The sequence below is a fragment of the Tamaricihabitans halophyticus genome, from assembly GCF_004340875.1.
Taxonomy (GTDB): Bacteria; Actinomycetota; Actinomycetes; order Mycobacteriales; family Pseudonocardiaceae; genus Tamaricihabitans; species Tamaricihabitans halophyticus.
Genome location: NZ_SLXQ01000008.1, coordinates 191,860 through 210,095, shown reverse-complemented (window position 1 = coordinate 210,095; position 18,236 = coordinate 191,860). Strand labels below are relative to the sequence as shown.

At 66.0% G+C, this 18,236-nt stretch carries 20 protein-coding genes; 11 read left to right on the top strand and 9 right to left on the bottom strand.

Going from position 1 to position 18,236, the window contains the following annotated elements; all coding sequences use genetic code 11:
* Positions 1-35: 35 nt before the first annotated feature.
* Positions 36-803, top strand: coding sequence for a SigB/SigF/SigG family RNA polymerase sigma factor (locus tag EV191_RS18860; protein ID WP_132878487.1), 768 nt, complete (start codon positions 36-38; stop codon positions 801-803).
* Between the two features lie 15 nt (positions 804-818).
* Here EV191_RS18860 and EV191_RS18855 read toward each other — a convergent pair whose 3' ends face one another.
* Both EV191_RS18855 and EV191_RS18850 read right to left on the bottom strand, forming a co-directional pair.
* Positions 819-1,547: a GntR family transcriptional regulator gene (locus EV191_RS18855; RefSeq protein ID WP_132878414.1), complete on the bottom strand. Its 729-nt coding sequence runs from the start codon at positions 1,545-1,547 to the stop codon at positions 819-821.
* A gap of 30 nt (positions 1,548-1,577) precedes the next feature.
* Positions 1,578-2,111, bottom strand: a complete 534-nt coding sequence (locus EV191_RS18850; protein WP_132878413.1) for a GntR family transcriptional regulator — start codon at positions 2,109-2,111, stop codon at positions 1,578-1,580.
* Between the two features lie 183 nt (positions 2,112-2,294).
* On the opposite strand from EV191_RS18850, the gene EV191_RS18845 reads away from it, so the two are divergent.
* Positions 2,295-2,549: a hypothetical protein gene (locus EV191_RS18845; RefSeq protein WP_132878412.1), complete on the top strand. Its 255-nt coding sequence runs from the start codon at positions 2,295-2,297 to the stop codon at positions 2,547-2,549.
* Positions 2,550-2,577: 28 nt separating this feature from the next.
* Here the strand turns inward: EV191_RS18845 and EV191_RS18840 are convergent, their stop codons facing one another.
* Positions 2,578-2,835 carry a WhiB family transcriptional regulator gene (locus EV191_RS18840; RefSeq protein WP_132878411.1) on the bottom strand — a complete coding sequence of 86 codons (258 nt, stop codon included), beginning with the start codon at positions 2,833-2,835 and terminating at the stop codon, positions 2,578-2,580.
* Between the two features lie 228 nt (positions 2,836-3,063).
* Between EV191_RS18840 and fabG the strand changes: the two genes are divergently transcribed.
* The gene (fabG, locus tag EV191_RS18835) at positions 3,064-3,825 is read left to right on the top strand and encodes a 3-oxoacyl-ACP reductase FabG (RefSeq protein WP_132878410.1); all 762 of its coding nucleotides are present in this window, start codon (positions 3,064-3,066) and stop codon (positions 3,823-3,825) included.
* A 71-nt stretch (positions 3,826-3,896) separates the two neighbouring features.
* Here fabG and EV191_RS18830 read toward each other — a convergent pair whose 3' ends face one another.
* Positions 3,897-5,129: an IS110 family RNA-guided transposase gene (locus EV191_RS18830; protein WP_132878409.1), complete on the bottom strand. Its 1,233-nt coding sequence runs from the start codon at positions 5,127-5,129 to the stop codon at positions 3,897-3,899.
* Between the two features lie 371 nt (positions 5,130-5,500).
* Here EV191_RS18830 and EV191_RS18825 point away from each other — a divergent pair, with 371 nt between their 5' ends.
* Genes EV191_RS18825 through EV191_RS18805 form a run of 5 tightly spaced genes read left to right on the top strand, consistent with a single transcriptional unit; the run spans position 5,501 to position 10,574 of the window.
* Positions 5,501-5,959 carry a MaoC family dehydratase gene (locus EV191_RS18825; RefSeq protein ID WP_132878408.1) on the top strand — a complete coding sequence of 153 codons (459 nt, stop codon included), beginning with the start codon at positions 5,501-5,503 and terminating at the stop codon, positions 5,957-5,959.
* 24 nt (positions 5,960-5,983) lie between these two features.
* Positions 5,984-7,036, top strand: a complete 1,053-nt coding sequence (locus EV191_RS18820; protein ID WP_132878407.1) for a phosphotransferase family protein — start codon at positions 5,984-5,986, stop codon at positions 7,034-7,036.
* Positions 7,036-8,250 (top strand): acyl-CoA dehydrogenase family protein, encoded by a 1,215-nt coding sequence (locus EV191_RS18815; RefSeq protein WP_132878406.1) that lies wholly within the window; start codon positions 7,036-7,038, stop codon positions 8,248-8,250. The genes EV191_RS18820 and EV191_RS18815 overlap by 1 nt, the downstream gene beginning before the upstream one ends.
* A gap of 33 nt (positions 8,251-8,283) precedes the next feature.
* A complete protein-coding gene (locus EV191_RS18810) occupies positions 8,284-9,462 on the top strand; it encodes an acyl-CoA dehydrogenase family protein (RefSeq protein WP_132878486.1) in 1,179 nt (392 codons plus the stop codon).
* A complete protein-coding gene (locus EV191_RS18805) occupies positions 9,459-10,574 on the top strand; it encodes an acyl-CoA dehydrogenase family protein (RefSeq protein ID WP_132878405.1) in 1,116 nt (371 codons plus the stop codon). The genes EV191_RS18810 and EV191_RS18805 overlap by 4 nt, the downstream gene beginning before the upstream one ends.
* Positions 10,575-10,618: 44 nt before the next feature.
* On the opposite strand, the gene EV191_RS18800 is transcribed toward EV191_RS18805, so the two are convergent.
* Positions 10,619-11,407: an SDR family oxidoreductase gene (locus EV191_RS18800; protein ID WP_132878485.1), complete on the bottom strand. Its 789-nt coding sequence runs from the start codon at positions 11,405-11,407 to the stop codon at positions 10,619-10,621.
* A 123-nt stretch (positions 11,408-11,530) separates the two neighbouring features.
* Between EV191_RS18800 and EV191_RS18795 the strand changes: the two genes are divergently transcribed.
* Entirely contained in the window at positions 11,531-12,139 is a 609-nt protein-coding gene (locus EV191_RS18795) for a TetR/AcrR family transcriptional regulator (protein ID WP_132878404.1), read from the top strand.
* Positions 12,140-12,166: 27 nt separating this feature from the next.
* Positions 12,167-13,207, top strand: coding sequence for an LLM class F420-dependent oxidoreductase (locus EV191_RS18790; RefSeq protein ID WP_132878403.1), 1,041 nt, complete (start codon positions 12,167-12,169; stop codon positions 13,205-13,207).
* Between the two features lie 78 nt (positions 13,208-13,285).
* On the opposite strand, the gene EV191_RS18785 is transcribed toward EV191_RS18790, so the two are convergent.
* Entirely contained in the window at positions 13,286-13,657 is a 372-nt protein-coding gene (locus EV191_RS18785; protein ID WP_132878402.1) for a hypothetical protein, read from the bottom strand.
* Positions 13,658-13,856: 199 nt separating this feature from the next.
* On the opposite strand from EV191_RS18785, the gene EV191_RS18780 reads away from it, so the two are divergent.
* Complete coding sequence (locus EV191_RS18780; RefSeq protein ID WP_132878401.1) at positions 13,857-14,240, top strand: ArsR/SmtB family transcription factor; 384 nt, start codon at positions 13,857-13,859, stop codon at positions 14,238-14,240.
* On the opposite strand, the gene EV191_RS18775 is transcribed toward EV191_RS18780, so the two are convergent.
* From EV191_RS18775 to EV191_RS18765, 3 genes are all read right to left on the bottom strand, one after another.
* Positions 14,237-15,751 (bottom strand): hypothetical protein, encoded by a 1,515-nt coding sequence (locus EV191_RS18775; RefSeq protein WP_132878400.1) that lies wholly within the window; start codon positions 15,749-15,751, stop codon positions 14,237-14,239. The two genes, EV191_RS18780 and EV191_RS18775, sit on opposite strands and share 4 nt — an antisense overlap.
* A 222-nt stretch (positions 15,752-15,973) precedes the next feature.
* Positions 15,974-16,891: an alpha/beta fold hydrolase gene (locus EV191_RS18770; RefSeq protein WP_243659052.1), complete on the bottom strand. Its 918-nt coding sequence runs from the start codon at positions 16,889-16,891 to the stop codon at positions 15,974-15,976.
* 5 nt (positions 16,892-16,896) lie between these two features.
* Entirely contained in the window at positions 16,897-18,135 is a 1,239-nt protein-coding gene (locus tag EV191_RS18765; protein WP_132878399.1) for an SCP2 sterol-binding domain-containing protein, read from the bottom strand.
* Positions 18,136-18,236 lie beyond the last annotated feature (101 nt).

Below are 18,236 nucleotides of genomic sequence, written 5' to 3'. Positions count from 1 at the left end.
GCCCTGAATCGACGGCGCCCCATGAATCCACAACGCTGACGTCGACATCCCAGCGACCGAACGAGTACGCGCACCTGCTACCGCTGTTCCGGAACCTGGGCACGCTCAATCCGGCCGAACCCGAGCACGCCGCCCTGCGAGACCGGCTCGTCACCGAGCACCTGCCAATCGCCAAGCATGTCGCCCGCCGGTTCGCCAACCGTGGCCAGGCCCCGGACGACCTCGTGCAGGTCGCCACCATTGGGCTGATCAACGCGGTAGATCGGTATGACCCCAATCGTGGCACCGATTTCCTGTCCTTCGCCGTGCCCACGGTCATGGGCGAGGTACGCCGGCATTTCCGGGACACCGGCTGGGCGGTGCGCGTACCGCGTCGCCTCAAGGAACTTCATCTGGCAATCAGCTCGGCGAGCGCCCGGCTCGCCCAGACGCTTGGTCGCGCGCCAACGCCGCGCGAACTCGCCGCCGACCTTGGGCTGGGCACTGACGAGGTGCATCAGGGCCTCGCCGCGAGCAACGTATACCGCTCCGTATCGATCGACGATGCGCAGCCGACTGGGCAACCTGAGCTGGCCATCAGTGACTACGACGACGAGCTACGCCAGGTGGAGAACCGGGAAGCGCTCGAACCGGCCCTGAACGCCCTACCGGAACGGGAACGTGCGATCGTGCTGCTTCGATTCTTCGGCAACCTCAGCCAAACCCAGATCGCCGAGCGAATCGGGATATCGCAAATGCACGTATCGCGACTACTGACCCGCACGCTCACGCGGTTGCGCGCCGAACTATCGCAAGAACCCTAGAGAACGCGGTCACCGCTAGTCCGACTCGTTCCTGACAGTTTGGTGGTATAGCAGCTCATACAGGTGTGCCCCTTTGATGAGGACCGAGGCTTCGACGGGGCGATCGTTATGGCTGTAGATGACGCGTAACTGCCGGATAACTGGAGTCCCTTCGGGGAGTTCCAACTCTTCGGCTTCCTGCACCGTCGGGGGCCGCGCCGAAATCCGGTCAGTGAAGGCCTGTTGGGCAAATCCCAGGTCCGCGAGGGCTTGAGGTGCGCCACCACGGATCTTTGCGGCCTTGGCCAGGCCAGTGTCGGCGGCGATCTCGGTGGGATAGTACGACGCGGACAGTTCCACGGGCTGGTCGTTGTGCAGCAGGATTCTTGCACGGACGATCGCCGTAGCTCCCGGTTCCAGCTGTAGTGCATCAACGACGTCGACCGGCGGGGCGACGCTGTCGACACTGAGCAATCGGTAGTGGAATCGGCCTGGTTCAGGCGTGATATAGGTGGAGGCGTCAATGACGAACGGTTGCCGGTCGCGGACATAGACACCTTTGCCGGCGCGGCTATCGAGGAAGCCTTCGTCTTTCAGTGCCTTGAGTGCATGTTGAATGGTGGCGTTTGCGGTGCCGTATCGCTCGACCAGCTGCGCGGTGGACGGCAGTTGCATGCCTGGGCCAAGTTCGCCACGCATGATGAGATCGCGCAGTTCGGCCGCGATTTGCTGGTGCCGGGGGCGAGTGTCACGGACGCGAGGCACGGCATACTCCTTGAGCCGTCGTCAGAGCGGTCACGGCGTTAGCTCGTATCGGAGGCGTCGCCCCTCAGCCACCATCGTCATAACGCTGGCTTCGATGGGCCGATCGTTCTCGGTGACGAGCGCACGGGCAAGCAGCAATACGCAGGACGGGTCGTCCAGCATCAACGTAGTCCGTTCGTGCGCTGTGGCCAGACGCGCGCTGACGTCTTCGCGGACGCGCCGAGGCGGATGTCCGAGGTCGGCGAGGAACGCGACGGCACCACCGGGGATCTTGCGGGCCTCGGCCAATCTGGTTCCACGCGCGATGCCTGCGGGATAGTACGACTCGACGAGTTCGACCGGGTGATCGTTGAACAGCATAAGACGGCACCGTGCGATCACCGGCTCACCCGCGACCAAGCCAAGCATGTCGGCCACCATCGCGGACGCGGCCACCTCTTCCACGCTGAGCAGTTTCTGCGTTCCCCTACCGCCATGTTCTGCTGCCTCGGCACCCCAGGCATCGCTGGCGCGGCCACTCACGTACGGCATCGACACGCTCGTCCAGGGACCGGAGCCAGTCATCGCTCGCCTCCTCGTGTCTCGCGGTTGGCGATGCTCCCATCGTTGACTTTAGTCGTAAAGCAGCAAGGTCACGCTCGACACTCACCAATATTTCATGATACTTTTCGGATAATGCAGTAAGGTTACTCCACGCGACTTTAGCCTCGATCGGCGCCGATTCACAGTTACGAGCAGGAGAGATGGATGGTGCACGAACCGCCGACCCATATCCACGTCAAGACCGCTTGCGTGGTGCGAGCACCGGCGGATGGGCGGCTCCATCTCCGACTTGACCAAGGCAGCGATACTCCCGGGGAGCTGGCGGCATGGGCACTCGAAACGAGCCACCGGCTACGGGCCGAGTTCGCCGTGGGAAGCACCTTGGTGGTGTCATTCGATCACTACGACCTGTCCGATCACCGCGCAGTCGCAGGTAGTCCACGACCGCAAGATCCGTAGCGAACGCGGTCGTCGCGGTCACGCTGGCCTACCGCCGTTCGGACTCGTCCAATCCTCCCCAGATCCCGAAAGGTTCGCGCACGGTCAGGGCATGGTTCCGGCATTCCGGTTGCACCGGACATCGCCGGCAGATCTGCTTGGCCTGAGCGATCCGCCGGTCCCGGGCGTACCCACGCTCGGCGTCCGGATGAAAGAACAGCTCGCTGTCCATTCCCCGGCAGGCGCCATACCGCTGCCAGTCCCATGCGTCGGCCACCGGACTGGGTAGTCGGCTCGTCTCAGCCACGCGATCCTCCTCCCACCGAGCTGCCCACTGAACTCGATTACGTGGAATCGGCTACCCGCAACGGCCGCTGTTGACACATCCGCCGCTTCACTCACCACATGTGACCCAAGACACAGCAGCGAGTGGCTTGGCTCCGGTACTTTCTAAGCGTTCGCTTACTAACGCGCGCTGGCCAACGCAGCGGCCGCGAACGCGCGCCTGTCGCCCGCAACGAAGCAGGAGGAGAATGTGACCGAGCCAAGTACCCGCGTGGCCATCGTGACTGGCGCCGCCCGTGGTATCGGAGCCGCGATCGCCACCAGGCAGGCGGCCGATGGTCGCGCGGTTGCCGTGATCGACCTCGACGAACAAGCAAGCGCCAAAACCGCGCGCGCGATCGAAGAAGCCGGCGGGCGGGCCATCGCGATCGGCGCGGATGTCAGCGACGCCGCACAGGTGGAAGCAGCGGTCAACCGAACGGCCGAGGAACTCGGCGCGCCCACCGTACTGGTCAACAACGCCGGCGTACTCCGCGACAACCTGCTGTTCAAGATGTCCGAGGACGACTGGGACACGGTACTTTCGGTCCACCTGCGCGGCGCTTTCCTGATGAGCAGGGCAGCCCAGAAGCACATGACCGAGGCGAAATGGGGCCGCATCGTCAACCTCTCCTCCACCTCGGCCCTCGGTAACCGCGGGCAGGTCAACTACTCCGCGGCCAAAGCGGGCATGCAGGGGTTCACCAAAACGCTTGCCATCGAGCTCGGCAAGTTCGGGGTCACGGCCAACGCGATCGCGCCCGGTTTCATCGTGACCGATATGACCAAGGCGACCGCCGAGCGGGTTGGCGTCTCGTTCGAGGACTTCAGCAAGGGCGCCGTGGCGCAGATCCCGGTGGGTCGGCCAGGTCAGCCCGAAGACATCGCGAGCACCGCCTCCTTCCTGACCAGCGCGGAGTCCGGGTTCGTATCCGGTCAGGTGATCTACGTGGCGGGCGGCCCCCGGGACTGATCTCGACCAATGCTCGACCAGCTCTCGACCGACTCTCGATCGACGAGAAAGACATCTCACGAAGTTAACTGTCAAGCCGTGAGGGCGAGGGGAGGTGGAAACGCGTGGTGTTCGTCGTAGGGGCGGCCGGTGTGCAGGCAGTGGTGGAGTTGACCGAGGAACTTGTTGAACAGGTGGCGTTGGGCTTGGTGGTTCCAGTCGCCGGTGGCGCGGCGGGCGTCGAAGTGGCGGCGGGCGCCGGGCGAGGCTCGCAGCGAGGAGATGGCCCAGATCGGGCCGACGGCGGCCAGGCGCCGGTTTTTGATATGTCGGTGCAGGACAACGGTTTTTTTGCCGCTGGTGCGGGTGATGGGCGCCGATCCGGCGTAGGCCTTGAGCCCACGGGCGTCGCTGAAGCGGGTCCGGTCGTCTCCGATCTCGGCGAGCACCCGGGCACCGGTCAGCTTACCCAGGCCGGGGAAGCTGGTGATGATCTCGGCGTCCGGGTGCCGCTCAAAATGGGCGGTTGCCGCCTCGGTCAGCTCGTCGGCGGCGGTGCAGGCGGCGTCGAACTGGCGCAGCAACGCGGCCAGCTGGAGGCCCATCGCGGCCTCGACCTGCGGTGGCTGGTGCAGGTACTCGGCGCCGAAGATGCCGCGCAGCCGCTCGATGTCACGGTCGATGTTGCGGCGGCGTCCGGCCTTGGCCAAAAGACCCCGCAGCCGGGCCGGGGACAGTCGCGCCGCCTGGGCGGGTGTCGGTGCGGCGGCCAGGATGATGCGGGCATCACGGCGTGCCAGAGCGCCCTCGGGCAGGCCGGCGAAGGCCTCCAGCGCAGCGGGGTAGAAGTCCTTCAGCAGAGCACAGACCTGGTTGCCCAGCCGCTGACGCGCCCACACCGCGTCTTGCTGGGCACGGGCCAGCACCCGGATCGCCTGCGCCAGCTCGGTATCGTCGGGCAACGGCCGGTGCGCGGCGGCGTCGGTGCGCAGGATGTTGGCCAACAGCACCGCGTCGGCGGCATCGGATTTAGCGCCCGCGACCTGGTGCCGGCTGCGATACCGGGAGACCGAGAGCGGGTTGATCGGATAGATCGCCCGCCCGGTCACCCGCAACGCGCTGACCAACAGGCCACGGTCGGTCTCGATCGCCACCGGCACCGGATTCTCGAGTGTGTCACCGGCGTCGGCCAGCAGACCCAGCAGCTGCGCGAACCCGGCCGCGTCGTTGCCGATCCTCGCGCGCGACACCACCGCCCCAGCGTCGTCGATGATGGCGACGTCGTGATGCCCCTCGGCCCAGTCGGCTCCGCAGTACAGGTTCAACCCTCCACCACCCTTTCGGTGTTTCCACTGGTCACGAGCCTCGGCGGGGTCACGCGGCACCCTAATCACAGGACTGAAAGGTCCGACATCTCACTAGCCATCCGTGACTCCAGCGCACCGCAGGACCTCGTGCTGTCGAAGAGCTCCACGGCTCGGGAACATCCATCGGAGGATCAACCCTGCGGCGGGCTCGAGCAACGGCATCCCACCACCACACCACCTGATCCGCCGCCAGGCGCGCCGTTCTTTCTCAAGGCATCGAACACCGGGAGCAACCAGGCATCACCCGACGACAGACCAGACCAGGAACACGAACCCGTGGCCACCAACACCACGGACATCCCATCCCTACTAACTGATTAGGAGCGCGAATGCGCGTCTTCAACGGAGTGGACGAGTTCGCGGCGGCCGTCGGGGAACACCTCGGCTACAGCGAATGGCACGAGATCACCCAGCCGCAAGTCGACCAGTTCGCCGAAGCCACCGGCGATCACCAGTGGATCCACGTCGACCCGGAACGGGCCAGGACCGGCCCCTTCGGTACGACCATCGCGCACGGGTACCTGACGCTGTCCCTGATCCCCACACTTGGCAAGGAGATCTACCGAGTAGACGGGATCGCGCTCGGCATCAACTACGGCACGAACAAGGTTCGCTTCCCGCAGCCCGTGCCGGTCGGCGCCCGAGTTCGCGCGGGCATGCAACTCGCCGAGGTGGCCGATAGCGGCAAGGGCAAGCGGTTCTCCTGCACCTACACGATCGAGATCGAAGGCAAGGAGAAACCAGCCTGCATCGCCGAAACCGTGGTCGTTCTCGTGCCGGCCGACTGATCCGCGCGCATCGAAAGGAGCTCGATGACCACCCAACTCCCCGGTCTCGACCTGGCACGGGTGACCGACTACCTGGCGGCCGAACGGCCCGGGCTGCTGCGGGGTGAGCTCACCGCCGAACTCATCGCCGGCGGCCGATCGAACCTCACCTACGTGCTCCATGACCGGGCGGCTGGCACGGATCCGACCGGGGAGAACACGCACAGCTGGGTGCTTCGCCGGCCACCGCTTGGACATGTGCTGGCCACGGCACACGATATGGGTCGCGAGTACCGGGTGATCAGCGCGCTGGCGGACACGCCGGTACCGGTGCCGGAAACCATTCTGCTGTGCACCGATACCGACGTGCTCGGCGCGCCGTTCTACCTCATGCGGCACGTGTCTGGCACGCCCTATCGCACGGTTGATCAGCTCACGACCCTCGGTGCCGAGCGCACGAACGCGATCGGGATGGCGGTGGTGGACACGCTTGCCGATCTGCACGCCGTCCAGCCCGAATCCGTGGGGCTGGCCGATTTCGGCCGGCCAGAAGGATTCCTGGAGCGTCAGGTGCGGCGCTGGGGTAAGCAACTGGCCGGCTCGTACAGCAGAGACATCCCCGGAATCGATCGACTACACGAGAAACTTGGCCAGCGACTGCCCGCCTCGCCCGACGGCACGATCGTGCATGGCGACTTCCGGCTGGACAATATGCTGCTGGATGCCAACGACCGGGTCACCGCGGTACTCGACTGGGAAATGTCGACATTGGGCGACCCGAACACCGACCTCGGACTGCTTGTCGTGTACGACGCCCTCGGCGGTCTGGACGGCGCCAATCCCATCAGTACCACGGGAGACGCGCCCGGTTACCCCACAACCGGTGAACAGATCGAACGTTATGCGGCACGGTCCGGTCGCGATCTGTCCCAACTGGACTGGTACATCGCCTTCGGCTACTTCAAGCTCGCCGTCATCATCGAGGGTATCTACTACCGGCACACCCACGGCCAGACCGTGGGCAGCGGGTTCGAACATATCGGTGAACTAGTCGCGCCACTGGTCGCGGATGGCCTGGCAACGCTCAAGGAGAACTGATGGATTTCGCATATGACGCGCGCACCGAGCAACTACGCGAACAGCTCACCGATTTCCTGGAAACCACGATCTATCCGGCAGAGCCCGTTTTTCACGAACAGCTCGCCAACCGCGCCGACCCGTGGGCCGTGCCGCCAATCGTGGACGAGCTCAAGGCCGCGGCCCGCGAACGCGGGTTGTGGAACTTCTTCCTGCCAGGCGAGCACGGCGCTGGGCTCACCAACCTGCAGTACGCGCCGCTGGCCGAGCTCACCGGGCGCAGCCCCGAGCTCGCTCCGGTCGCGCTGAACTGTGCCGCGCCGGACACCGGAAACATGGAAGTTCTTGCCATGTTTGGTACTGAGCAACAGCGGAAACAGTGGCTGCGTCCACTGCTAGACGGGGAAATCCGCTCCGCGTTCGCGATGACCGAACCCGACGTCGCCTCCTCCGACGCGACGAATATCGAGACCCGGATCGAACGCGACGGCGATGAGTACGTGATCAACGGCCGTAAGTGGTACATCTCCGGCGCGATGAACCCGAACTGCCGCATCATGATCGTGATGGGCAAGTCCGACCCGGACGCGGACACGCACCGGCAGCAGAGCATGGTGTTGGTCCCCAGGGACACCCCTGGAGTACATATCAAGCGGGGTATGCAGCTGTTCGGCTTCGACGACAGCAGTCACGGCGGGCATGCCGAAGTGGAGTTTCGCGATGTGCGAGTCCCCGCGGACAACCTGCTGAGCGAGGAAGGCTCGGGCTTCGCGATCGCGCAGGCACGACTCGGCCCCGGGCGAATCCACCACTGCATGCGGTTGATCGGGATGGCCGAACGAGCGCTTGAGTTGCTGTGCCGCCGGACCACGCAGCGGGTCGCCTTCGGTAAACCGATCGCCGAGCAGGGCGTGGTGCAGGACTGGATCGCCGAAGCACGAGTGCGGATCGAACAGGTGCGCCTGCTCGTGCTCAAGACGGCGTGGCTGATGGACACCGTGGGCAACCGAGGCGCGCATACCGAGATCCAATCCATCAAGATCACGACGCCGAGTACGGTCGAGTGGATCATCGACAAGGCCATCCAGGCGCACGGTGCGGGTGGCTTCAGCCAGGACTTCCCGCTAGCCGGGCTCTGGGCCCAGGCGCGGATGTTGCGAATGGCGGACGGCCCGGACGAGGTGCACAAACGTTCGTTGGCCAGGCGAGAACTCAAGAAGTACCGGCAGCAGTGAGGTGCGAAGGTGACTAAGCAATCGGATACCGAGATCACGGCCGAGCAGCTGCGCGAACACGTCGCCACGCTACTCGCCGAACACGACCCAGCCCGAACCGATCGGCTGGATTTTCTGCGCGCCAGGTTCGACGCGGGGCTCGCCTGGGTGCACTTCCCCGTTGGTCTCGGCGGACTGGACGCACCGCGCGCCCTCCAGTCCGTCGTGGACAGTGAGCTGGCCAGGGCCGGTGCACCCGACAACCAGCCGCGCAAGATCGGTATCGGACTCGGGATGGCCGCACCAACCATCCTCGCGTTCGGCACCGAGGAGCACAAAGCCCGCTTTCTCCGTCCGCTGTGGACTGGCGAGGAAGTGTGGTGCCAGCTGTTCAGTGAGCCCGGCGCCGGATCGGACCTCGCGTCGCTGGCGACAAGGGCGGTCCGGGACGGTTCTGACTGGATCGTGAACGGCCAGAAGGTATGGACGTCCAGTGCGCATACCGCCAGCTGGGCGATCATCGTGTTGCGCACCGATCCGGATGTGCCGAAGCACGAAGGAATGAGCTACTTCGTCCTGGATATGACCGCGCCAGGAGTCGAGGTCCGGCCCCTGCGGCAGATAACCGGTGAGGCCGAGTTCAACGAGGTCTTCCTGACTGACGTACGGATCCCGGACAGTCAGCGGTTGGGCGAGATAGGGCAAGGCTGGCAGGTCGCCAGGACCACACTGATGAACGAGCGCGTCGCGATCGGCGGCGGCGCGCTACCCCGGGAAGGCGGCATGATCGGTCGGCTGGCCGAACAATGGCGGAACAACCCGGAACTGCGCGCGCCGGACCTGCACGACCGGCTCATGCGACTGTGGGTCAGCGCCGAAGCCACCCGGCTCGTGGGCGAACGCCTGCGCCAACAGCTCGCGGCCGGAGTGCCCGGCCCGGAAGGTTCCGGCGCAAAGCTGGCCTTCGCCACGCTCAACCAGGCAATCTCCGGCCTCGAAGTCGAGCTGATGGGCGAGCAGGGACTGCACTATTCGGACTGGACCATGCGGCGGCCGGAGACCGTCGACTTTTTCGGTAAGGACGCCGGGTATCGCTATCTGCGCGCGAAGGGTAACTCGATCGAAGGCGGTACCTCCGAGGTGCTGCGCAACGTGATCGCCGAACGAGTACTCGGCCTACCGTCCGAACCTCGTGTGGACAAAGACATCCCGTGGAAGGACCTACCGCGATGACATCGGCGAACCTGCTTTACACCGACGTCGAGGACGATCTACGGGCCAGCGTGCGCGACCTGCTCAGCACGCACTGCGACCCAACCGACGTGCTGGCCACCCGGGAATCCGGGCAGCCGTATTTCCTTGAACTGTGGCGCAAACTAGCCGTCGAACTCGGTGTTGCTGGCCTACATGTCCCCGAACGGCAGGGCGGCCAGGGTGGCACGCTGCGGGAGACCGCGGTGATCGCCGAGGAACTGGGGCGATCCGTCGCACCGGTTCCGTTCCTTGGTAGCACCGTGCTGTGCACGAGCGCGTTGCTCGGTGTTCCGGGCTCGGCGGCGGCAACCCTGCTCGAGCGATTGGCCGCGGGGACCGCGACTGGCGCGCTCGTGGCGCCACTGACCAGCGGGCCAGCTGGCGAGTTTCCCACCGCGATCCGGGTTTCCGCGGACGGCGGCCTACACGGCACGGTGTCGTCGGTGGTCGACGCCGCTGTTGCCGATACGCTGATCGTGCCCGCGCTCGGCGCGGCTGGCCCTGAGCTGTACGCGGTACCGGCGAGCGCTGCGACGATCACCCCGAGTACGGCGCTGGATCTCACCAGGGGTATCGCCGAGATCGCGCTGTCCGGTGCCTCCGGCGAGCAGTTGGCGACGGGCGCGGCGGCCGCCGAGGCACTGAACACGGCACTGCGCACCGGCGCCGCGATACTCGCCTCGGAGCAACTCGGTATCGCCCAGTGGTGTTTGGACGAGACGGTGCGCTACGTCTCCCAGCGACACCAGTTCGGCCGGCCGATCGGGTCCTTCCAAGCGCTCAAGCACCGGCTCGCTGACCTCTGGCTGGAGATCATTTCGGCGCGGGCCGTCGCACGGTACGCGGCCGACCGGATCGGCGCGGACGCCGAGGACGCGTCGATCGCGGTCGCCACCGCGCAGTCATATTGCGCCGAGGTCGCGGTACATGCGGCCGAAGAATGCATCCAACTGCACGGCGGAATCGGGATGACCTGGGAACACCCCGCACACCTTTTCCTCAAGCGAGCGAAAAGTGATCAGCTCGCCCTCGGCAGGCCCGGCGAGCACCGTAGGACGCTCAGCGAGCTCGTGGACCTGCCGACGTGCTGACCGCACCACTGTACGACCTGCCGGCTGACCGAGGCTCGACCCGGTCAGCCGGCGGACTCGATCCTGCGCTGCAGCTTGTTCATCCCACCGAGCCAGCGATCGGTATCCGTCGCCCGCGCCACATAGAACTCGGCGACCTCGGGGTGCGGCAACAGCAGAAAACGCCCTTCGGCCAGACCGTCGGCGACCATATCGGCCACTGTGGACGGTTCGATCGCCGAATCGGCCAACACTACCTTGCCGGCCGTGCCACTGGCGCCGAGCATATCCGTGCGAACCCCCTGCGGGCAGAGCGCGTGCACGGTGATGCCGCGATGTCGGTAGGTAGCGGCCAGCCACTCGGCATGGGCGAGCGCGGCGTGTTTGGTCACCGAGTACGGTGCGCTGCCAAGCATGGAAAGCAGCCCCGCGGCCGATACCGTCGCCAGGAAGTGCCCGCGACCGCGCGCCAACCAGTCGGGCAACAGTGCCCGCACCGCCCGCACATGCGCCAGTACGTTGACTTCCCACGCCAGTTCCCAGGAGTCTTCATCGGCTTCCGGGCCGCCACCCGGTGCCACGCCAGCGTTCGCGCAGTACATGTCGACGGCACCGAGCTCGGCGCGCGCGGTGTCCAGCAGCTTCGCGATACCTTCCGCGCTGGCCGCATCACCCACCACGGCGGCTACCCCGAGTTCCGCACCGACCGCGCGGACCGCGTCCGCGTCCATGTCGTTGACCACCAACCGCGCGCCCGCGGCGGCGAACTTTCGCGCCAGCGCCGCACCGATCCCGCGCCCTGCCCCAGTGATCACCACACCGAGCCCGTCCAGTTGAATGCCGCCCTCAGACACTGCCAATCGCCCTCGATTCGTTGCCAGCGAGCATCTCCGTCACCCCGAACGGGGTGGCCAAGCCATCATCACATTCCGCCCGCCGAAAAGTCGATCAGACACCGAACAAGAAAGTCGTAGCACATGAGTGCTCCCACGGACAGCGATCTCTGGCCGGATATCCAGCCGGACGCCGCGCGCAGACTACTGCGGGCTGGTCTCGATTCATTCGCTGAGCGCGGCTATCACGCGACCACCACCCGTGATGTAGCCACCGCGGCGGGAATGAGCCCAGCGGCACTGTATGTGTACTTCCCATCCAAGGCCGCGTTGTTGTTCGAGATCAGCAGGGATGGCCACCAGAAAACCCTTGGCCTGGTTGAGCAATCGCTCGCCCATGCGGGCAGCACCACGGACAAGATGCGCTACTTCGTCCGGATCTTCGTCGCCTGGCACGCCCGTAGGCATACGATCGCCCGCGTCGTGCAGTACGAACTGCGCTCGCTGCCAGCCAAGGAGTACCAGGTGGTGCGCGGGCTACGGCGGAACATCGAGGCAGGGGTACGCGCCCTGCTCGGCTCGGGCGTCGAACACGGCGAGTTCGACGTACCGGATCTGCACACCGCGGCGACCGTGGTGCTGTCCCTCGGTGTTGACGTGGCGCGCTGGTACAGCGAGAAACACCCCAAGACCCCGGAACAACTCGGCGATGAGTACGCCGAGCTGGTCCTCCGAATGCTTCGAGCCGGGTAGCCGGAACCGACAGAGAAAGGCAATCGAATGCGCATTGGCATGCAGCTGTCGTACAGCGGCGGATTCAATGAGACGGTGACCGAACTAGCCGACTATGAGAAGGCCGGCCTGGATCTGGTCACCGTGCCAGAGGCATACAGCTTCGACGCGATCAGCCAGCTCGGCTTCCTCGCCGCACGAACCGAAACGCTGCACATCGCCTCCGGCATCCTGCAGATTTACAGCCGGACTCCAACACTGACCGCGATGACCGCGGCCGGGCTGGACTACGTGTCGAACGGGCGCTTCGAGCTCGGTATCGGCGCTTCCGGTCCACAAGTGATCGAAGGATTCCACGGCGTGCCCTATCATGCGCCGCTCGGTAGAACTCGGGAACTGGTGGAGATCTGCCGGCAGGTATGGCGCCGTGAGCGGGTACAGCACGCGGGCAAGCATTACCAGATCCCGCTGCCGCCGGAACAGGGCACCGGACTCGGCAAGCCACTCAAGCTGATCAACCACCCGGTCCGGAGTCGCATCCCGATCTCGATCGCGTCCATCGGCCCGAAGAACGTGGCACTGACCGCCGAGATCGCCGAAGGCTGGCAACCGATCTTCTTCCACCCCGGCCGCGCCAAGGATGTCTGGGGGGACGCCCTCGCCGAGGGCAAGGCAAAACGCGCCCCGGAGCTCGGCGAGCTGGACATCGAGGTGTCCGCGACGCTCGCCATCGGCGAGGACACTGATCACCTGCTGGACGCGGTACGTCCGGGTCTCGCGCTCTACATCGGCGGCATGGGCGCGCGCGGAAAGAACTTCTACAACGATCTCGCCTGCCGGTACGGCTACGAAGCCGAGGCAAAGCGGATCCAGGATCTGTACCTGGACGGCAAGAAGGAGGAGGCCGCCGCGGCGGTGCCCGACGAGCTGGTCCGGGCGGTCTCGCTGATCGGTTCACCGGGCTGGGTTCGCGAGCATGTCGCCGAACTGGCGGCCGCGGGTGCCAGCACCCTGAAGGTCACCCCGATCGCCGCCACGCACGCCGAGCGCGTACGGCTGGTCGAGCAGATCAAGGACATAGCCGGCTAATGGATCCCCTGGGGGTGTGCGCTCGACCAGCGCACACCCCCGAACCGCAAGATTCCTAAAGAACGTGCTGCCGAGCCGCTAGATCGTGGCCGATCGCCAGTCCCAGGCACTACGCATCTTGCCGTTGTGGTACTCCTCGAGCCGGAAGGTGATCTTCTTTCCTTCCTTCATGTTGTAGTTGCAGACCACCCGGTGGTTGTGCCCACCGCTGTTGGTGCATTTCCCTTTGCGGCCATAGTTGGTCTTCCAGTTCACCTTGTAGGTGTAGCCGGTATTGAAGTTCGTGATCGAGATCTTGTCGCCCTTGGCGTGGAAGCAGTACTCGGCGCCCGTCGAGGTGCCACCGTGACAGCTCGCCTTCGGGCTGACCTCGGCAGCGGCCTGACCGGCGCCACCAAGTAGCCCGACGGCGCTGATCCCCATGGCGAGCAAAGCCGCACGTACCTTCATTCGGATTCCTCCCAGATCGATGTCGGTATCCCGTTTCGCTGGCGCCGGTCAACCCGACGCCGACCATACGATCGAGATCCGCGGTATCGAGGCCGTAGCGCCCCGGTGGCGGCCCCGGCGCCACAACGGACACCAGCGGCATATCGCCATACCGAACACAGTTCGTGCTTATATAAGAGTTCAGCGATACAATCATCGGATGCACGCCTTCGACGTCCTTGGTGATCCGGTACGGCGCCGGATACTGGAACTGCTCGCCGGTGGCGAGCGGACCTCGGGCGCGATCACCGCGATCATCCAGGAGGAGTTCGGCATCTCCCAGCCAGGTGTGTCCCAGCACCTGCGCGTACTACGCGAGAACGGGTTCACCACGGTGCGGCCGGACGGCACCCGACGGATGTATGCCATCGACACCGCTCCGCTGCGCGAGATCGAAGGCTGGCTGGAGCAGTTTCGTGGGTTCTGGCCACAGCGCCTTGATGCACTGGCCACCGAACTTGTCCGAGGCCAGCGCGAACGGCGGGGCGCACGGCGCCGCGAAGGGCCGACCGAGGACCCGCGGGCGCGGCGCGAGCACGCCTAGCCTCCCGAGGAGTTCCCCGAGCCGCTCTCCAGCCGCCCTTCCCGGTCATCACCGGACGCGGTCGGTTCCTTGGTGGCGCTCCCCCTGGTCAACGCCGTCCAGCCGAGGGCACCAGCCAGCGGGAGCAACACCAGTGCCGGTACCTGGTAGCGCCAGGAGAACTCGAAGGCCGCCGAGGTAACCAGGATCGCGGCGCCAAGTCCGCCCACCAGCAGGCAGGCGGACCGCAGATCGGACCGACGGGCGCGGCCGAGACCGACCATCCCCGCCACGGACAGCAGCAAGGTACCGCCGAGCACCGCGCCCGGCAGGTAACCGACGCTGAGCTGGTAGTTGCGCAGGAAACTCGCGATCTCGGTGTTGACCGAGATCGGCGGCCCGCCGAAGTCTCGAACGGCGGCCTCCGCGTCCAACCCCCAGCGCGGGTACTCGGTCTGGAAGTGCCAGCGCTCGACCGGCACGTCGTTCGGTGCGGTTTCCTTGGTAAGGGAGAAGTTCTTCAGGAAATCGAGCAGGATCGCCCCCGCGACGTCCAGCGGTTGCGCGGCGAGCACCTTGTTCGCGAACGACCTGGTTGTCGCGTCCAGACCGCCGTATTCATCGGCGAGTTCCAACGCACGCGGATCCCACCCCTTCAAACCATGGGTGTAGACATCCACGCCATAACGCTCCCCCAGCGGTTCCTTCGGACACAGCGGTTCCTCCGCGGGGTTCAAATCCAGTTTCGAACAGTCCGCCACCGTCGCGGTTCGCCCGTAGAGCACCTTGGAACTCGAACCAGCCACACCCCAGCTGCCCGAATAGGAGTGGTAGTACGTCGCGTACGAGAACACGCCGAGTGCAAAGGCACCGACAAGCGCGGCCGTAACGCCCAAGCGTTGCGCGAACCGCCGTGGTTCCGGTTCGCCCCTGCGTCGCGCGACGAGCAGCACGTACACCGCCGCCGGCACGATCAGCGGAATCGCCACGGACCTGGTGATCACCGCCGCGGCGAGCAAGAGACCGGCGAACACCGCGGCGGGCACCCTCGGCGCGCCCTGCCAGATCAGCAGCAGTACCGCGGCGATCAGCAGCACCTGGAAGAGCAGATCGGACATGATGTTGTGCTCGATCTGCACCTGGTAGGCATCCAGCAGCACCGGGGCGGTGGCCAGCGCGGCGACCCAGGCGCGGGCGCCCCGCCGCAGCAGAACGACGTAGATCGCCACCGCGAGGGCCAGACCAAGCAGGTGCTGGATGATCACGACTGACTGTAGTGACTTGGTCACGAACAACGCCGGTTTCAGCAGGAAAAGCTGGTATCCGACCGGGTTCAGCTGGGTTGGATCCAGATCGCGCAGATTGTCCAGGTACCGGAACGAATCGATGTAGAGCAATGCCGGCGCGTAGGCGATGGACACCAGAACCCGCAGCACGATGCCACCGAGCAGCAGGATGCCGAACAGCCAATGCAGACGTGGCGACAGCCAGTGGGAAGCGGATCTCGCGGATCTTTCGGACGCTCGTGGCATCTCGATCGTATCGTCGTTCGCGGGGTCGTCCGGACCGTGCTGTCCCATGTGGATCGAAGTGCTCACTGTGTTTGAGGCGCTTACCAGTTCAGGCTATCCGACAACGTCCCGGGCACCCTACCCAGCGGCGTACCGGCCGGTGGGCACCGGGCATCGAAGTGTCCAGCACTACCGCCGAACCGCAGGAGGACGGACGGGCAACGCCAACACTTGTGCCTTAGGTCACTTCAGAGCTCCGTCGACCTCCTCGAAGAACTCCCCCGCGACTTCGGCCACCACGGCCGGCCGCGACCGGGGTAGCCAGTGACCGCCCCGCAACCGCCGCACGCGCAGCCGTGGCGCCCAGCGAGACACCTCGGTCTGCAGCGGCGTACCGACGAACCGATCCGCGTCCGGCGCGATCACCTGTACCGGCACGTCGGTACAGCGCGGTTTCGGCCGACCCAGCCGGGAGAGCATATTCGCCCGGTAGAGCCCCAAACCGTGCACCGCATCGGCCGCCTCGACCCGAAACCGCTCGGCAGGACCATCCGGCGCATACTCCGCGCGCACCAACCTGCCGATAATCCGGCCGAGAATTCCCTTGCGCACCGCCAACTCCGGCAGCACAGGGAGCACGAAAAATCCAATGTAGAGCGACGAGGAGGCCTGCCGGAGGAACTGGCCAAGCGCGGCCAGGTTGGGCCGCAGTTGAGAGCGCATCCAGTAGCCGGCGTGGTCCAGATTCGGACCGGAGATCGACGTGAACGACGCGATTCTGCCCTGCAGCCGATCATCAGTGACGCCGTGCCAGCACTGGATCGAGCCCCAGTCATGGCCGAGCAGATGGACGGGCCGATCCGCGCCGACCAGCTCGACCACCGCGGCCAGGTCCGCAACCAGTTGATCAATCAGGTAGCCGGCTCGCCGCGGCGGCGCGGTCGACTCCCCCGCTCCCCGCACGTCGTAGGTGACGACCTGGAAGCGATCCGCGAGCAGCGGTACCACGCGATTCCAGAGGTCGGAGTTGTCCGGGAAGCCATGCACGCACACCACCGTCGGCGCGAAGGGTTGCCCGAACCGGCGTACCCGTAGCGTGACGCCGTCGGACGTGGTGAGCCATTCTGTTCGGGGCACGACGGCTTCCGGCTGCTCGCCCAATTCCCTCACCCCTTCGGCAACCGGAAGATCGCCGGCAACTTGGTCGCGAGCGCAAGGTCCCCGCGCACCGAGACCTTGCCGGCCAGAAACGCGGCCACCGGATTCGCGTTGCTGGTGACCAGCTTCAGAAAGGTGGCCGGGTCGACCCGGATCGATACGCGCGGTCGGGCTCCCGTCTCGACCGGGTTCCGCTCCACGACGCAGTGGCCGCCGGCGATCTTGCTGTGATAACTGTCGTAACCGCCGTCCTGGCGCCCGGTGATCTGCCAGCGGACCTCCGCGGCGAGGCCGCGCGAACGATCGGCATCCAGATACTCCGGCATCCTGGTAAAGATCTCGTCGAGCAGGATCTCCCTGACCGCACCAGACAACCGCTCGCGCAGCTGCCGTTCACTGCTCCGCCCAACCAGCCGCACGACGGCACCGATATCGACCTGGTCCGGGCCACCGAGCTGAACCGGCCCGGCGGCACCGGGCACCCGGAACAGCCGGATCAGCCGCAACGCGAAACTCGCGTCCCCGAGCAGCTCGAGCTCACCGCCAAGCACCATGATCGCCGGATCGCCGTTACCCGTCACCATGCCCAGCAGATCCACCGCGCTGAGCCGAAGCGTCACCCTCGGCGCTTCCGGCTGACCCGCGCGGACCGTGGCGACACCGTCATCGATCGTCAGCCCGAACCGCTCGGCCCGGCCAGCTGGCCCGGTGACCTCCCACCCAACCGTCGCCCGCAGTCCGGCCGCGGCACCGGCATCCAGGTAATGCGGCAGCAACCGCATCACCTCGGCGACCACGAGCGCCCGCGCTGGTTCGATGAGCCGCGCGCGCACATCACGAGGGCCAGCGCTGCCGATCACCCTGGCGAGCTCGGCCATGTCGAGGTCAGCCGAACGGCCGCGCAGCCAGTCGAGCAGCTCCGTCGCCGCGGCCTGGTCGCCGCGTACGGTCAGCCGGCCGGCCAGCATCAACGTCGCGGGGTGCGCCGAACCACTGATCAACCGCTCGGCATCGGCCGGGGTGCACCGTATCCGCACGCGGGGCGACCTGGCCTTGGCCGGCCCGACCACGAGGCGCCCGTCGAGGGCCACCGCGTCGTACCGGGTGAGCTGCCGCGCCTCGGCGAGCTCCCAGCGCACGGTGCCGGCGAAGACGGCGGCTCCCGGTTGGTCAACCACCTCCGACAACTGGTGCAGCGGTCCAGCCGAGGCGGACTTGCCGGGTTGAGGTACCCCGATTTCGGACAACGATCGCCTCCGACCGTCCGGCGCCGTAACACCACTGGATATCTACTCGCCAGTAGATAGTGCCAGGTTCGAAGGCCGGTGACCAGCACGACTTGCCAGCC

Coding starts and splice junctions, on each gene's coding strand:
- EV191_RS18805 (WP_132878405.1), top strand. CDS start 9,459: ATGACATCGGCGAACCTGCTTTACACCGACGTCGAGGACGATCTACGG.
- EV191_RS18780 (WP_132878401.1), top strand. CDS start 13,857: ATGCACGCCTTCGACGTCCTTGGTGATCCGGTACGGCGCCGGATACTG.
- EV191_RS18790 (WP_132878403.1), top strand. CDS start 12,167: ATGCGCATTGGCATGCAGCTGTCGTACAGCGGCGGATTCAATGAGACG.
- EV191_RS18785 (WP_132878402.1), bottom strand. CDS start 13,657: ATGAAGGTACGTGCGGCTTTGCTCGCCATGGGGATCAGCGCCGTCGGG.
- EV191_RS18795 (WP_132878404.1), top strand. CDS start 11,531: ATGAGTGCTCCCACGGACAGCGATCTCTGGCCGGATATCCAGCCGGAC.
- EV191_RS18850 (WP_132878413.1), bottom strand. CDS start 2,111: ATGACTGGCTCCGGTCCCTGGACGAGCGTGTCGATGCCGTACGTGAGT.
- EV191_RS18775 (WP_132878400.1), bottom strand. CDS start 15,751: ATGCCACGAGCGTCCGAAAGATCCGCGAGATCCGCTTCCCACTGGCTG.
- EV191_RS18820 (WP_132878407.1), top strand. CDS start 5,984: ATGACCACCCAACTCCCCGGTCTCGACCTGGCACGGGTGACCGACTAC.
- EV191_RS18825 (WP_132878408.1), top strand. CDS start 5,501: ATGCGCGTCTTCAACGGAGTGGACGAGTTCGCGGCGGCCGTCGGGGAA.
- EV191_RS18845 (WP_132878412.1), top strand. CDS start 2,295: ATGGTGCACGAACCGCCGACCCATATCCACGTCAAGACCGCTTGCGTG.
- EV191_RS18815 (WP_132878406.1), top strand. CDS start 7,036: ATGGATTTCGCATATGACGCGCGCACCGAGCAACTACGCGAACAGCTC.